Annotated in this window: 7 protein-coding genes; 3 read left to right on the top strand and 4 right to left on the bottom strand. The window is 39.4% G+C overall.

What is annotated here, in order from left to right; translation table 11 throughout:
* Positions 1-398 precede the first annotated feature (398 nt).
* Positions 399-4,787: a carotenoid oxygenase family protein gene (locus tag G4P69_RS24010; protein ID WP_208344236.1), complete on the top strand. Its 4,389-nt coding sequence runs from the start codon at positions 399-401 to the stop codon at positions 4,785-4,787.
* A 174-nt stretch (positions 4,788-4,961) separates the two neighbouring features.
* Positions 4,962-10,418: a trifunctional serine/threonine-protein kinase/ATP-binding protein/sensor histidine kinase gene (locus G4P69_RS24015; protein ID WP_208344237.1), complete on the top strand. Its 5,457-nt coding sequence runs from the start codon at positions 4,962-4,964 to the stop codon at positions 10,416-10,418.
* A 45-nt stretch (positions 10,419-10,463) separates the two neighbouring features.
* Here G4P69_RS24015 and G4P69_RS24020 read toward each other — a convergent pair whose 3' ends face one another.
* The 4 genes from G4P69_RS24020 to G4P69_RS24035 all read right to left on the bottom strand — a co-directional run bounded on the left by G4P69_RS24020 (position 10,464) and on the right by G4P69_RS24035 (position 15,450).
* On the bottom strand, positions 10,464-11,969 hold the full coding sequence (locus G4P69_RS24020; RefSeq protein ID WP_208344238.1) for a pentapeptide repeat-containing protein: 1,506 nt from the start codon (positions 11,967-11,969) through the stop codon (positions 10,464-10,466).
* Entirely contained in the window at positions 11,947-12,894 is a 948-nt protein-coding gene (locus G4P69_RS24025) for an effector-associated domain EAD1-containing protein (RefSeq protein WP_208344239.1), read from the bottom strand. Before G4P69_RS24025 ends, G4P69_RS24020 begins: the two co-directional genes overlap by 23 nt.
* 414 nt (positions 12,895-13,308) lie before the next feature.
* On the bottom strand, positions 13,309-14,214 hold the full coding sequence (locus tag G4P69_RS24030; RefSeq protein ID WP_243903039.1) for a glutathione S-transferase family protein: 906 nt from the start codon (positions 14,212-14,214) through the stop codon (positions 13,309-13,311).
* Between the two features lie 144 nt (positions 14,215-14,358).
* On the bottom strand, positions 14,359-15,450 hold the full coding sequence (locus G4P69_RS24035; RefSeq protein ID WP_208345991.1) for a retropepsin-like aspartic protease family protein: 1,092 nt from the start codon (positions 15,448-15,450) through the stop codon (positions 14,359-14,361).
* Between the two features lie 858 nt (positions 15,451-16,308).
* On the opposite strand from G4P69_RS24035, the gene carA reads away from it, so the two are divergent.
* On the top strand, positions 16,309-17,454 hold the full coding sequence (carA, locus tag G4P69_RS24040) for a glutamine-hydrolyzing carbamoyl-phosphate synthase small subunit (RefSeq protein WP_208351711.1): 1,146 nt from the start codon (positions 16,309-16,311) through the stop codon (positions 17,452-17,454).
* The last annotated feature ends 135 nt before the right edge of the window (positions 17,455-17,589 follow it).

The raw sequence follows: 17,589 nt of genomic DNA on the forward strand, positions 1-17,589 counted from the left end.
GTTCATGCAGAAACTATTTATCGACGCCAAACCCGGACTTTATACGCGCAGTCGGGTGATTGGTTAACACCTTTATTGCTAGTTTTGAGTACATTAGCGTGGTGCTTTAATTTTTTGAAGCGAAAGTTGGGCGCTATAAATCAAGCGTGATGTTGCAATCAAGCACTACGTATAAATAGTATCAAGCACATTGTTCAACAACTATTATCTCACAGCCCTCAAGGGAATATCTGAAAAGCTTTTTCTTCGTCCAAACTGCATAAGTTTCGTTGCTCTTCACCTATTAAAAGTCTAGATAGTTATAGTCAGGCTAATATGACCACCGACAAGATGGCAAGAAAGTCTGGCTCACTGCGTTTGCAATAAATCTTTTATATTGCTTTAAAGATTAAGGTGCTATGACCAACACAATCGCAAGATCACAAGACAAAGCCAAAGGATCACCCTTCCCAAACTCGGTATTGAATGTTAGCCAACAAGAGCTACCAGAAACTCTGATGAACGTTGTTAAGGGGACACTACCACATGACTTATCTGGTCATGTATTTATGCTAGCTCCTGTAGGACACATAGATTCTCCACGCGATAAAGATCCAGTTGTCCAACCATCTGGCGATGGGACTCCAATGTTCAATGGCAATGCAATGATTTATCGGTTTGACTTTAACAAACCTTCTGAGGTGTGGTTAAAGAGCAAGATTGCCAAAACTCCATGCTACTACGCTGACGAAGCTACAAAAAAATCTGGAAGCGATTATCAAGATTATGGATTCCATAATTTTGGTGTCGCACGTCTTTCTCCGTGGCTAGGTGTTCGCAGCGTGGCAAATACAGCAATAGTACCGTTGAAATTTGCAGGTGAAAATGAACGGTTGATACTTACGTGTGATGTAGGTCGTCCCTATGAAATAGACACAGATTCTTTAGAAGTTGTCACGCCTATAGGCGCAAACAAAGAGTGGCGTGAGCAACTGACGCTTGGTCTTCCATTTAAAATGGTGATGAATACGGCGCATCCTTACTTCGATGCCCACACTAATGAGATGTTTACCGTTAATTACGGTAAGTCATTGGCCACGACTTTATCACCTATCGTTCGCTCGGAAGTAGAAAAATTATCACAACTTCCCAAAACAATCTTTGAATACTTCGCCAAGAAATTACAACAAAAAACTCCAGGGTTCAAAAGCTTAGAAATAATAAAAGAAATAAGAAACGATCTGGGACAAGACTTGCAAAAACTCAAAGAACTGATTAAAGCAGTCATCAACAAAAAAAATGCTTCAGATCTGGTTAAGGACTTAAAACAACTAGCAACCGACGGCTGGAAAATGCTGCAAGGGTTGATGAGGGATAATAATGATTTTGTCGAGCTAATTCGCTGGGATGGTAAAAGTGACTTCGAGAAGTGGTCGGTGACACTTGCTGACGGTTCACCGATTAAGATTCAGCAAACCATACATCAAATGTCAGTTACGGAAGATTATGTAGTGTTGATAGATACAGGATTTAAAGTTGGACCAGAACAACTCGTTACTAGGCCAATTCTTAAGAATAGGAGAGTGGGACGCCTAATTAGAGATCTTCTAGACTATCCAACATCCTCTGATACTTACATATATATTATACCTCGTGCCCATCTCAAAGCTGGAGAATCCAAGGTTGTAGCGAAGCAGGTCAAGATATCTGGAGCAGTCGTTCACTTTGAAGCAGACTACGACAATCCTCAAAACCAAATCACACTTCATGTTGCTCATAGTGGTGCTTGGGATGTGTCTGAATGGCTACGAAAGTACGACACGCAAAAATGGTTACGACCAGATGATGACAAAACGTCGATGTCTCAGGACAATCGTGATCATCCTGTAGGAATGGTATCTGGTACAGGAGACATTCACCCGTTAGGGCGGTATGTAATTGACGCAGAAACAGGAAAATTTGAGAAGAAGCTTGTTTCTGATTCCGACTTAACTTGGACGATCGCAATCAATGCCTACAACAAAGACGCAACCTCGAAAAAATTTGACAACATTTACTGGAATGGTTGGGGATGCTGGGCAGATTTGGTATCTGATTTCAGTATTAAGATGTATAAAGATTATCCAACGCGGCACTTATCTTCACAAACAGTTCAAGAGATCACAAAAGAAGGTAGACGTTCTAACATATTCCGCTTAGCAACAGATTCTTTCGATTCAATGGCGATCGCTGACTCTTACCAGTTTCCACCAGGTCACTTTGGCAACTCACCACAGTTTGTCCCAAGAACTAACAGTAATGGTAGTTCAACAGACGGTTACATCTTCTGTTCAGTTCTGTTTGAGAACAGCCAAGAAATCTGGATTTTCGACGCCGAAAATCTAGAGCGTGGACCGCTTTGTCAATTAAGCCATCCACAAATGGATTTTGGATTTACCACCCACACCTGTTGGTTACCTAAAATTGAGCCCCGAACAGCTAGCTATTACATTTCTGTACGTGAGGATCTCGAAGATCTGGTTAAACAACAGCCTGCTGAGATTCAGAAACTCTTTGAAGAAGAAGTATACCCAAAATTTCCCCTTACAGGTTTCCCTCCTGTTCCTATCGGTATCACAACCGCTAGTCAGGAGGAACTCTCTAACCTCAAACTGGAAATTCTGGAATCAAAATTGCCGTCTAATGAGTTACCACAGGGGTTACACGGTCATGTTTTTATCATGGGTCCAGTAGGTTCTGTGGATTCTGGTGGTCTTCCTTATCCTAACGGGGATCCAATCTTCAATAGCGATGGTATGGTTTACCGACTCGACTTTGATCAGAAGGGAGAAGTTCGTCTAAACACAAAAATTCTCAAAACACCATGTTATTACGTTGACAAAGCAATACAACAAGAAAGTCAGCAGCAGGGAGAAGTTCAGACTGTCAAAACACCATGTTATTACGCTGATAAAAATACAAAGAGTTCAAAATGTTATTACGCTGATGAAGATACAAAATGTTATTACGTTAATGAAGCAATAAAAAAACCTGAAAGCAGATATAGCAAGTATCAATTTAAGAATTGGGGTATCTCAAGAATCTCTCGATTAGGATCTCGCAACCAGTTAAACACTGCTTTTGTACCTTTTTCAACTAAAGAAGACCCTGATCCTGTAAGGCTTCTAGCGACTTTTGACGCAGGTCGCCCCTACGAGATTGATACGGAAACTCTTGAAGTTGTGAGACCTTTGGGAAACAACAAAGAGTGGATTTCACAAGTTCCCTTGTTAAAATTTCCTTTCCCGACTGTTCTCAGTACAGCGCACCCTACCTTTGATGCTTACACTGGTGATGTTTTTACCGTCAATTATGGTCGCTCATTACGGAGTTGGGGAGATACAATACCTTTCATTAAGAACGAAGAAAGAGTTAAGGAAAAAATTAGCAATCTTATCGATAGTGTTTTCAAAAGTTTTTCCCGAGTGTCTAATCAAATTCATCGTTCATATCGCACATTAATTTCTCAACTCATCAGTCCAGCACTTGACGATTTCGTTTATCTCATTCGTTGGGATGGTGAAAGCGACTTGGAGAGATGGCGGTTAGTACTCGAGGATGGAACACCTGTAAAGATTGAGCAATCTATACATCAAATTGGTGTCACGGAAGACTATGTGGTTCTCATGGACACAGATTTCAGAGTTGGAATAGAAGATGCTTTCAACAATCCTTTTCCTAAATATTTGTGGTTAGAGAAAATCTTGCGAAAAGTGTTAACAGGTCCAGTGTTTCCTGATGCTATAGTCTATATTGTTCGCCGCAAAGACTTGAAACTGAAACCTGGTGAAAGACCACTACTGGATGAAAAAGAAGTTCGAGTTGTAGCGCGTAAGTTGGTTATTCCGCAGGCAGGTATCCACTTTGTAGTAGATTACGAGAATCCTGACAACAAAATTAAGCTTTATATAGACCATAACTGTGCTGATGCGAATGAGTGGGTGCGTTCGTATGACACTTTAGCATCTAACTCCAAGCGTGTACCATGCAAGAAGCTATGGGGTATGCTGACGACTGCGTTCGACGTGAGTCGTTTAGGCAGTTACTTAATTGATGGCGAAAGCGGGGAAATTCTCGAATCTAAAGTGGTGTTCAACCCCAGAAAAACTTGGGGATTAGGGCTTTATACTTACCGTGAAAGTTTACCCACAGGTAAACCTCCAAAAAAAGTAGAGAATATTTATTGGCAAGCTTCAGGGTTTTGGCAAGATCTACTAACAAAAATGGTCTTTGATATGTACAAAGATTATAAATACCGAGTAGTGCCAGCAGAAAAATTACTTGACAGTTCCAACGATCCACAAAGCAGACCATCTTGTTTACTACGGCTAGATACAAAAACTATGGAGATTGCTGACTCTTATGAGTTTCCTGTACTTACCAAAGACCGTAAAAAATGGGACAGTCACATAATATGTTCTCCTCAGTTTGTACCCCGTGCTGATGGTGACGGTGGTTCAACAGATGGTTATATAGTGTGTACGGTTCTGTCTGATAAAAGCGAAATCTGGATTTTTGATGGCAAAGATCTTGCTCAAGGACCTCTTTGTAAGCTTGGTCATCCTTCACTCTTATTTGCTTATACACTACATACAACTTGGTTACCCAAGATTGCAGCGCACAAATCGAGCTATAATTATTCTGTTTACCAAGATTATCAAGACCTAGTAAAGACACAGTTTCAGGAAATCCAAGATTTGTTTGAGACTGAAGTCTATCGACCTTTTGAGAGAGACAAAACTATTACAACAAAAAAGGAGATTAAATAGGCATTTCTCTTTTCCGCTACCCTGTTATATTTAGTCTATATAAACAAGCCCTTGAGCAAAAATTAGCCGTAGGACTGAGATAATAAGTAATCAAATTGACTTAATATTACAGGGTTTGATTTCTCGCAAAGACATGATAAGACTCGCACAATCATATCAGGTAGAACTCCGACTATGATTACGATTCCTGGCATTGAAGTAACCACTAATATTTATGAAAGCGCCAGTACCTTAGTTTATCGAGGTATAAGAATTCAAGACAATAAACCTGTTATTCTCAAAGTCTTGAAAAAAGAATACCCGACTTCAGCAGAACTGGCTAGATACAAGCAGGAATTCGAAATAATCAGATCGTTAAATACTTCTGCTGTAGTGAGTGCATACAGTTTAGTCAAATATCATAGAACTTTGGTGATTCTGCTAGAGGATTTTGGTGGTGAATCTCTAAAAAAATTGATCAATACTAGAAAATTAACGTTAGCAGAATTCCTTTTAATTGCAGTACAAACAGCTGATAATTTAGCTAGAATTCACGCTGCTCAAATTATCCACAAAGATATTAACCCATCGAATATTGTTTTTAATCAGGAAAGCAAGCAAGTCAAATTTATTGACTTTGGTATTGCTACAGTTGTATCGCATGAAAATCCCACGATTGAGAATCATAACGTTTTAGAAGGCACTCCCGCCTATATGTCGCCAGAACTAACTGGTAGAATGAACTGCTCAGTAGATTACCGTACTGATTTTTATTCTCTAGGTGCGACCTTTTATGAACTACTAACCCATCATTTACCTTTTGAAACAACAGATCTTTTAGAATTAGTACATTGTCATATTGCTAAACAACCTATACCGCCCCATGAAATCAACCCAGATGTTCCTCTAGTTATTTCCAATATTGTTACTAAGTTATTGGCTAAGAATGCTGATGATAGATATCAAAGTGCTTGGGGAATTAAAGCCGATTTAGAAGAAAGTTTATTACAACTAGAAGCAACAGGTAAAATTTCCAACTTAACTATTGCTTGCCAAGATATTTCCAGTAAGTTTCAAATTTTACAAAAACTCTATGGTAGAGAGCGAGAAATTGAAACTTTACTCAAGGCGTTTGAACGAGTTAGCCATGGAAGTATCTCGGCAGCATCGAGAAGTGAAATGATGTTGATATCCGGACACACGGGCGTTGGAAAGTCGGCGTTAGTTAGAGAAGTTTATAAATATCTCAGTCAACAGCCAGGTTATTTCATTTCTGGTAAAGTTGACGAACTTCATCGCAATATTCCTTATTCAGCCTTAATTCAAGCATTTCAAGAATTAATTAAGCAACTTTTAACTGAAAGTGAAACACAAATCAGTCAATGGAAAGAAAAACTATTAGAGGTATTGGGTTCAAACGGTCAGGTGATTATTGATGTTATTCCTGAAGTTGAATTAATTATCGACAAACAAGCTCCAAGTCCAATCTCGCAAACAACAGAATTTCAAAATTGTTTTAATTTAATATTTCAAGAATTTGTCAGAGTTTTTACTCAAGGTTCTCATCCCTTAGTTATATTTCTAGATGATTTACAGTGGATAGATGATTATTCCTTAAAATTGATAGAACTGCTATTGACTACAGAAGAGAGCCAATATTTATTTTTTATTGGCGCATACCGTAATAACGAACTTAGTAGAGAAAATCTACTCCTGCCAACTTTAGAAAGAATCAAAAACAATGGAGGAATTGTAAATTTTATTCATCTTTTTCCTTTGAAATTGAATCATGTTAATCAATTAGTTGCGGACGCATTAAATTGCTCTTTAGAAAAAGCAAAACTATTGTCCGAATTAATTCATTATAAAACTAATGGCAATTCATTTTTCGTCAACGAATTTTTACAATCTCTTTATCAAGAGAAGTTATTATGTTTTAACTTTTCTGCGTTGAACTCTAACGATAGATGGCAATGGAACTTAGATCAAATACGGGCACGGAATTTTACTGATAATGTTGTTGAACTAATGATTAGTAAGATTCAAAAGTTATCTTGTGATACGCAAAATATACTACAACATGCTGCTTGTATAGGGTATCGGTTTGATGTTCAGGCACTAGCCACTGTTAGTGAGAAATCACTGTCTCTCGTAGTCAATTGCTTAAGTGAAGCAGTCGCAGAAGGTCTAATTATGCCTTTAAGCGATGTTTACAACTCAATTCAATTAGATAAACTACAACCGGGAGAGGAAATAAAGGCTGAATATAAGTTTACTCATGACAGAATTCAGCAAGCAACTTATTCTTTGATTTCGATAAAATATAGGATTTATCTACACAGAAAAATAGGCCAGTTTCTATTGAAAACTACGCCAAAGAATCAACAGGAACAGAACATATTTGACATTGTTAATCAATTAAATTTAGGCGTGGAATTAATAAATAGCCAGCCTGAACGGGACGAACTGGCTTTGCTTAATCTTAAAGCTGCTCAGAAAGCTAAAGGAACAGCAGCTTATCAACCAGCATTAGAATATTTGAAAATTGGCAGGAATTTATTAGAAGAAACTTGTTGGGAGAGACAATATAACTTGATGCTTGCGCTTTACGTGGAAGCTGTAGAAGTAGCTTATCTCAATACTAACTTTGAGGAAATGGATAAATTAGCTGAAGTAGTGCTGTGTAAAGCTAAAACACTGTTAGACAAAGTGAAAGTTTATCAGGTAAAAATACAGTCTTATATGGCGCAGAATAAACCTCTGCAAGCTTTAATGAATCTGCTTCCCGTGATGAAATCTTTGGGAATAAAATTTCATCAGAACTCGACACACTTCGATATTTCGCTAAGTTTGTTAATGACAAAAATATCTTTAGCGAGATACCGAATTGAAGATTTAATTAACTTACCTGCAATGACCAATCCTTACAAACTTGCAGCAATAGATACACTATCAAGGTTAAGAGTTGCCGCTTATTTAACTGTTCCAAAATTGTATTCTTTAATCGTCTTTGAAGAAATCAGACTTTCAGTTAAATATGGTCATGCTCTCGACTCTGTTTGTGTCTATGGTGCCTACGGCATGATTTTATGTGGAGTTGTGGGAGATGTTAATTCAGGATACCAATTTGGTGAACTTGCTTTAAAGGTTTTAGAAAAATTTAATATTAAAAAACAAAAACACAGGACGATGCATCTGGTTTATGGTTTTTTAAAACATTGGAAAGAACATGCCAATATAACATTAAATCCACTAGCAGAAACTTATAAAACAGGCAGAGAAAATGGAGATTTAGAGTTTGCAGGCTACTCTGCATTTCTTCACTGTTTAAATGCATATTGTGTTGGTAAGGATTTAAGAGATATTGAACAACAAATATGCTTGTATATTCATGATATCAATAGACTTAAACAAAAAACTGTATTCAATTATTTAAAAATATTGCAACAAACAGTTTTGCAACTGATGGATAAATCAAAGTGTGAGGACGTGGGTCGATTAATGGGTGAATCATACAATGAAGAAAGAATGTTACCAATACATTTTGAAGTTCATGATATTCCCGCCATTGCCAATGTATATTTACACAAACTGATTCTCTGTTATCTATTTCAAAATTTTTCACAAGCTCTCGAAAATGCCACGACGGTTAAAAAGTATTTAGCAGGTGTTACACCTTCACTCCTAATTCCTCTATTCTATCTTTATGATTCCCTGACTCGGCTAGCAGTTTTTCCTAATGTTTCCCACGTAGAACAAAAACAGCTTCTCAAGCAAGTTAAAAATAACCAAAAGAAAATGAGGAAATGGGCTTACTATGCTCCGATGAATTATCTACACAAATATTATTTAGTGGAGGCTGAACGAGAACGCTTGTTAGGCAAAGCTATGAAAGCTAGAGAATATTACGATCAAGCTATTGCTCTTGCACATGAAAATGAATACCTTAACGAAGAAGCACTCGCTAATGAACTCGCAGCCAGGTTTTATCTAGAGAGAAATCAAAACCATATTGCTCGCCATTACTTGCAAGATGCACACTATATTTATCAACTTTGGGGTTGTTCAGCTAAAGTAAAACACTTAGAAACTCAATACCCAGAGTTTTTGAGTAAAGCTGATAACGGTAATGTTGATAGTATTTCACTTACTTCTTCAAGCAGTGAAAATGCGTCCATTACCTTAGATTTTAATAGCGTAGTGAAATGCTCTCAGGCAATTTCTGGGGAAATTGTTCTAGACAATTTATTGCAAAAATTGATGAATATAGTGATTGAGAATGCAGGTGCTCAAAAAGGCTATCTAATACTAGATGCTCAAAAACAGCCTGGTGAGCAAGAAGATCACTGGGTGATTAAAGCTGAAGGAACAGTCGATTGTGATGCTACGACTACACTACAACCCATTGCCATAGATGCTGTAGATCCTAAAAGCCAAATACCCCTTCTATCAGCCGCCATTGTCAACTACGTTGCTCATACCCGAGAAAATGTGGTTTTAGATGATGCAACCAATAAAGGACAATTTACCCGCGATCGCTACATTATCGCCACTCAACCTAAATCAATTCTTTGTACTCCCTTAATTCATAAGGGTAAACTGAATGGCATTTTATATTTAGAAAATAATTTAACAACCAAAGCATTTACGCGCGATCGCGTCGAAGTGTTAAAAATCCTTTCTGCTCAAGCCGCTATTTCCATTGAAAATAGCCGTCTCTACGAACAACTAGAAGGCTATAGCCGGACTCTAGAGCAAAAAGTCGAGGCGAGAACCCAGGAATTACAACATAAAAATAATGACTTGGCAAATCTTCTACAAAAGCTAAAAGCCACTCAAGCCCAAATCATTGCCCAAGAGAAACTGGCTTCTCTAGGAGGATTAACGGCTGGTATCGCTCACGAGATCAAAAATCCCTTAAATTTTGTTAATAACTTTGCTGAACTCTCTGTAGAGTTAAGCCAAGAACTACTGGAAGAAATTGAAAGCCAAAAAGACAGATTAGATCCAGAAAGCGTAGAATCGATCGAAGAAATTGTTGGTCACATAAGCCAAAATGCTCAAAAAATCAACGAACATGGCAAAAGAGCTGATAACATTGTCCGTGGTATGCTAATGCACTCCCGTGGGCAAACTGGCGAACGGCGACTCACTAATATTAATACTTTACTAGCAGAATCTATTAATCTAGCGTCTCATGGAATGCACGCTAAAATTCCTTCGTTCAACATCACCATAAAAACGGACTTTGATCCGCACATTAGAGAAATAAACATTATCGCCGATAGTCTTAATCGTGCTTTTATTAATTTAATTAACAACGCCTGCTATGCAGCCCATCAAAAGAGAATGCGTTTGCAACGAGAAACGCTTAACGAGGGAAACAGGTTTTTGCCTACCCTTTTCGTAAATACTAAAGATTTAGGCGATAGAGTAGAAATCCGTATACGTGATAACGGCGAAGGTATTCCCCAAAAAGTACTGAATCAGATTTTCGAGCCTTTTTTCACTACTAAGCCTGTCGGTGAAGGAACTGGATTGGGTTTATCTATTTGTCACGATATTATTGTACAGGCTCATCAGGGCGAGATCAAAGTTAATACTGAAATCGGAAAATATACCGAATTTGTCATTACTTTACCTTATGTTTAAAGGAAATAGCCGACAGGGGCAAGTTTAGAGAACTTGTTACGAAAACTATGCTACCCTTATATATGGCAAAGAATCGCCAAAAACTGCCCCTTTGTTTTTTAGGTTGTGCTTCACATCATTTGTAAGACCTGTGCTTCCTCTAAGCAAAGCATTTGTAACTATAGCACCGCTTAGGATGATGCCGCTCAGGATCGCATCTCTCAAGTCAGCGTACTCCAGATTTGAATCATTTAGGGTGGCCTTCCTTAAGTCAGCACATCTTAAGCTGATACCTTTGAGGTTAGTACCTCTAAGGTCAGCACCCCTCAAATCAGCACTTCTGAGATCGGCACCCATTAAGTCAGCACCCCTCAAATCAGCACTTCTGAGATCGGCACCCATTAAGTCAGCACCCCTCAAATAGGCACCTTTTAAATCAGCCCATCTCAGGTTGAGATCGCTAGCTCCCTGATTAACAATCTTCCAAACTGTAAGCCATTTAGCGTTTATCTTTGTGTTTTCGTCAAGAATTACATTTCTCAGATCGGCACCCCTGAGATCAGCACTCCTTAAGTCAGCACTCCTTAAGTCAGCACTCCTTAGATTACCACCCTTTAAGTCAGCATAACTTAGGTTGGCATGGCTTAGGTCAACATAACTTAGGTTGGCATGGCTTAGGTCAACATAACTTAGGTTGGCATCTGTCAAGTTCCTACCTTTGAGGTAACGAAATGCAAATGGCTGATTGACAATTTTCCAGACTAGATGCCATTTACTATCCAATTCTGTGGCTTCATTGATTCTAACTCCCCTGAAATTAACACCGCTCAGGTTAGCATCCCTCAAGTTGGCATTCCTTAAGTTAGCACCACTGAGATTAGCATTCTGAAGAATTGCACCACTCAAGTCAGCATTGCTTAGGTTGGAACAGCTTAAGTAGGCGTCGCTAAGGTCAGCATTTAATAACTTGGCATTGCTCAGATTACCATTCCACAAAGAGACTCCGTTGAGGTTGGCGGCGCTAAGGTCAGCATCTACAAGTCTGGCATTAGTAAGGGTAGTATTTCTTAAGTTGGCACCACTGAGATTGGCACCAATTAGGTTAGCACGGCTAAGGTTAACACTGCTTAGGTTCGCACTCGTTAAGTCGGCTTTACTTAAATCCTCCTCTATATCTATAAATTGCTGATTGACAATCTTCCAGACTAGATGCCATTTGCTATCAATCTCCGTCCTCTCATTAATTTTTGAACCACGTAAGTTAGCATTACTTAAATTAGCACCGCTTAGGTTAGCATTACTTAAATTAGCACCGCTTAGGTTAGCATTGCTCAGATTGACACCAGTTAAATTGGCATCGCTTAAATTAGTGTTACTGAAGTTTACATGACTAAAGTTTGCATTAGTCAGATTATCTCCACTAATATCATCATCACTTAAGTCAGCACCAATATAGTCTTCAGCTAAATCAAGTCCAGCAATCTTTGCTAGCTCTGATAGCTTTCCTGTTGGCGCGTTCTCAATTGCTTGAAACATTCTACCAAGTTCTTTAGGAGTTATTGACTGGGACATATTCCACTACTACCCTGCTGACATAATCTTCTAGTTTAGGCTTTAAAACATTTCTGAAAAAATAAGCAAGTTGAGTTGCTCTTATCCTGTTGCTGGTTCCTTCATTCCACAAGCCGCTGTCTGCAGTTATTTCCAAACTATTGCTGTTAATACTAACCTGAAAAATAGCGTCTACTTGACAAGAAATACTTTGCAATTCGATGCTTCCTAGGTCTTGATTATGAAGCGAGCCAGACAACACTGCTCTGTTCCCATCTTGTGATTGACTATTAACCTTAAACTGCCAAGTAGGGTTCCTCCTAGTCCCCATTGATGTTACCAATCCATTAAATTCTTGGTTGTTAATAAGTCTACATAAATTTAATGGCATATACCCATTTGTCAATTCAAAACACAGTGTGCCAAACTTAATACCGAATCTAAGATATCTTTCAGGCTCTACCACAGCTGATTCGTTTTCATCAATACATGGTTCATATGGTTCTTCTACTTCGCCAAATGAGATATTTAAGACCACCCCCACTAATTGTGTTCCTTTATGGTTAGAATCTGGAAAATGTATTTCCATCCTAACCAATTGTCCTTGATATTTATGGTCTGATTTCAACTCCCTAGAATAGGGAGATACTGATGGCATAGGATTTCTGTCTGGAGGAACTGGGCGCGGCCATTCTTCCCATAATATACGTAACTCACGATTTCCAGAGTTGCTCCGATACGCACCCTCAACTAGATGATCTATCCATCCCTCAGCTTCTGCTGTTTGTATTAGTTGGAAGATGATGTCTTCTAAGTTGCTGTTTCCTGTAATTTGGTTTAAATTTCTTCCCAGCTGATAAAGTAACATTTGTTCTAGTGATTCTCTTGCGGGAAAAGCGCTGATTAAGGCATCTCGTAGTCTTCTACGTTGTTCGGGAGTCGACATTACTTCTTCAACAATAATTAAATTATTTATACATAGACATTCAGTGAGTTTTTCAAAATAATAGATACTCTTAAGCAGTTAAATACTCGGGCGCTACGTATAGAATTAGTAACGCTACAGGGAATTGGTAGTTTAAACATAAATCTTGCTTTTAAGTAGGTGTAGGTTTAATATAGTTTATTGTTAAATAGGACAAAAATACTAAGCGTGACTTGAGCCGGTATACAACGGACAAAACCCTTGCCCAAAGAAGATTTCAGGAAAATCTTTCAACTTTAGCCACGAGCAATGGGATTTTGAACAAAAAAATGAGGTATTAATTTATACTTATTGATTTAACTTGATTTTTCCACAAATCAGAGTTTCATGTACAAGGTAGGGGCGCTACCTTTTGTACAAAAATCACTCTTCCTATTACCTATTCCCCACCTCAAGGTAAGTCATATCAGGACCTCTGGGAATAATACCACTTGGATTTAGCGGGAATAAATTGCCGTAATATTCCTGCTTGACACTTTCAATATCACAAGTTCCAGCAACACCTTTAAGCTGATACAAGTCGCGGAGGTATACTTTCAAATTCTGATAATCCTGAATCCTCCGGCGGTTACACTTAAACAGCCCATAATACACTGCATCAAACCGGAATAACGTTGTAAATAAACGAACGTCTGTTAATGTGACTGTATCTCCACAAAGATAACGGCTGTGGTTTAGTGCTGCTTCCACCTCATCGAGAGTAGCAAACAATTCATCACAAGCTTGATTGTACGCCTCTTGAGTCTGGGCAAAACCACAGCGATAAACACCATTGTTCACGCTTGTGTAAATCTTCTCATTCCACCAATTAATTTTCTCTTTCAATTCTTCTGGGTAGAGATTTTGTGTGGAATTTTTAGCAAAGTCGTTAAACTCTGAGTTCAGCATGACGATAATTTCTGAACTCTCATTATTAACTATTGTCTTTGTTTGGTTATCCCACAGCACCGGAACTGTGCGGCGTCCACTATAGCCTGGTTGTACCAAATCATACAATTCAGCAAGTGTACGGCAACCCTCGTGTTCCTGGTTGAATACCCAACCTCCTTCTATGGGATCAGGAGACACCATCACCACAGATATAGCTTCTTCTAATTCTTTCAGGGCTCTAACAACAAGAGTTCTGTGCGCCCAAGGGCAACCCAGTCCAACAATAAGGCTATAGCGCCCCGCCACCGGTTGGTACGGGTTATTTTCCTCTTTTCCAACGAAGTTCCGAAACTCACTGCTAGGACGAATGTATTCTCCTGATTTATTCCGAGGAGCAAGCCGTGACATCATCAGGTGCCACATAGTCGTCCAAAAAAACTTGCCAAGTCTGATGATCAGTTTTGGAGGAAGTGGGCTACCTTTTTTTTTTAGTTTTTGCTTGTGACATAAGCTTTATTCTGACTCCTGTATTCTGACTTCTGAATTCTTGTTCAATTATCTTCCAGGTTTTAGGCCGAACTCGATAGAGTATGGCGATTTGTTTACAGTTGGAGATTTGATAACTGAACCTGTAAAATTAATTTGCCCTTTTGATTGTGGGCGAAATTCAACAATGTCGCGTTTAATGGTGAGATCGTAATCGCCAAAAAAGTCGTGTCCAAGAAGCCCGGTTTCAAGATCTGAGCCAGCGATCGCCACTGCTACTTGATTCACCTTAGCGCCAGCAACTTCTATTGAATCAACGTAGCCAAGGGGAAATTCTACAGCCTTGGAACTAGCAGTGTTTGCTTTAGCTTTACTGACTGGCATCACTCCCAACTCAGAAGCCATCTGTTGGGTGATCACAGTTCCGCTAGCTCCTGTATCTAATATCATCTCAAATTGTTGGTTCCCATTAAAAGTGACGTTAATAACTGGCGTTCCTCCAACCCTCCGTGTGATTGGAGCCACAAATACTTGCTGAGATTTCAATAGTTTTGGGGGAGCTACGTTAGCTATTGGTGTTCGCAGCTTTTGTTTTTTAGATAAAGGAGGACACTGAGTAATATTTTCAACTAAGCGGACATCTGAACACTCAAATGCCTCTTCTAAAGGGGAATTAATTTGTGGTTCAGCAGAGCCAACTACTATCTTCGCTGGTTTGATTGGTTGAATGGTTTGCTTTTCAGCGTAATTTAGTTGGCGCTCAAATTCTATGATTTTTGTTTGGGCATTGGGGAAGTAAGGACTATTGGCAGGCACTGTTTTCATCAGCGCGATCGCCTCTTTAAACTGGCTTGCTACTAAATTCCAATCCTCTGTTGATTTCGCAGATTGACTTATACTAAAAGCACTAGTAGCTTTATCTAGCCCCTCCTCAAAAGAATTTGATTCTGTCCCAGAAGGTAACTCTGTGCTAACCGTTGGAGTGACTGGTGGTTCAGCTGCTATGGTTGGAGGAGTAGCTGCACTATTTTTAACAACAACATTGTGTTGTTTATCACCAGTTATGGTAGACTGTAGTTGGTCTCTACAGGCTACCCCCAAAATCGCTAGTGCAGTTGATAAAAAAATAAGTGCTGTACGGGATAAAAGAGAGTGAAGCATAACTTAGTATTAGGGAGACACACCACCTTACAGGAAGCCAAAATTCAAAACGACCAACCCCATAAATAGATAATGGTGCTAGTAACAAGGACGCAGTATTTTGAGGCACTCAGCAGAAAAAATATATTTTTTTTCCTTTTCCATAAATTAATCTAGCGGCTTATAAGCTTCTTAAGTTCAAAGGCTTGTAAGCTTCTTAATGTTTTGTGACTTTTGACTTTTGACCCCTCGACTCCGCTCGGGATCAAAGCTGAGCGCAGCCGAAGCTTTGACTTTTGATTTGGAGCGTTGGCAAAGCCTCTCCGCCAGGAGAAGCGACGGTCGCCCTGTCTCCCACTCTCCGCGTCTTCTTTGGTCATTCTATCTGTCCCAATGCCGTCAAATCTACTGCTATTTGCTAAACCTGTTTAAAGATTTGGTATTTTTTCTGATGAAAATACGTAGGAAACGGGCATGGGGCATGGGGCATTGGGCATGGGACATTAAGGACTGAGAGTATCTACTCACTCCCTTGCTCCCCAACTTTTGACTTTTGACTTTTGACTTTTGACTTCCCCGCAGGGGCTGCTCCCTCTTGCAAAGCAGAACTTAATTTTTAATTAATTAAATTCTATCTTGAAAAATAATTAGCTCGTGAGATAATCAAAATTTGTACCGCTAGCTTAGAATTAATCAGTGCTGGCTCTGCCCTGAATGCGTATGCGTGCTTTTTATTTTGAAAAGATAGATGGGTTTGATTCCAGCTTAACTGCCTCTTATGGCTTTCCAACCAAAAAAAGTTAGCGTTTAGCTAGAACGAACCAACGCAGTGAGCCGCCAAAAACTAAAATCATTTATTAATCTTAAAATCAATAGCTTATGTCCCTGTTCGACGGAATACCTGCTGTACTCGTGATGGCAGATGGAACCATTTATCGCGGTTGGTCTTTTGGTGCCACAGGAACGGCCATCGGGGAAGTGGTATTTAACACTGGCATGACTGGGTATCAAGAAGTGCTAACAGACCCAAGTTACTGTGGTCAGATGATCGTGTTTACCTATCCAGAATTGGGAAACACTGGTATAAATGCGGAAGATGAAGAATCATTTAAACCGCAAGCGCGAGGTGCGATCGCGCGCAATATTTGTACCAGACCAAGTAACTGGCGTTCACAACAGTCTTTGCCTGACTATCTTAAACAGCACCAAATACCTGGCATTTACGGCATCGATACCCGGGATCTCACTCGTAGAATTCGCCAAAGCGGAGCAATGAACGGCGCGATCTCCACAGAAATTTTGGATGAAGCCGAGTTGCTAGAACAGGTACAGGCATATCCATCCATGAAAGGATTGAACCTTGTTCAGGAAGTCACCACCCCAACTGTTTATGAATGGTCAGATCCCACCACCTCAATTTGGGAATTTAACCCAGAGGCAGTGGCAAATTCTGCTGAACCCTTAACAGTTGTTGCCCTTGATTTTGGTGTAAAACGCAATATTTTGCGCCGTCTAGCAAGCTACGGTTGTCGCGTCATTGTTGTTCCTGCGCATACAACAGTAGAAGAGATTCTCGAATATAATCCAGATGGCATCTTTTTGTCTAACGGTCCAGGTGATCCAGCAGCTGTTACCGAAGGCATTGAGACAGCTAAAAAGTTGCTTTCAACCAACAAACCCATCTTCGGCATTTGTATGGGGCACCAAATTTTAGGCCATGCACTTGGAGCAGAAACCTTCAAACTTAAGTTTGGTCATAGGGGTTTGAACCAGCCAGCAGGCTTAAAACAACAAGTAGAGATCACCAGCCAAAACCATAGTTTTGCTATTGATCCAGATTCCTTACCAGTCAATACCGTGGAGATCAGCCATTTCAACTTAAATGATCACACTGTAGCTGGCTTACGTCATAAGTCTCTACCTGTTTTCTCTGTGCAGTACCATCCAGAAGCAAGTCCTGGACCTCATGATGCTGATTACCTGTTTGAGGAATTTGTTCAAACAATGCGAAGAGCGCAACAATGACTCCACAGAAAAAGGAGAGCTTGGGAAGCACAACAACGTCTTGCTTATTATTGTTTACCTGTAGCGCTGTACATTCCAGCCAATTGTAGACAATATGCACAAAAAACAATTATACTTGAGCGTTTGCTATCGATA

The sequence above is a fragment of the Aetokthonos hydrillicola CCALA 1050 genome (genome assembly GCF_017591665.1).
In the GTDB taxonomy this organism is placed as follows: Bacteria; Cyanobacteriota; Cyanobacteriia; order Cyanobacteriales; family Nostocaceae; genus Aetokthonos; species Aetokthonos hydrillicola.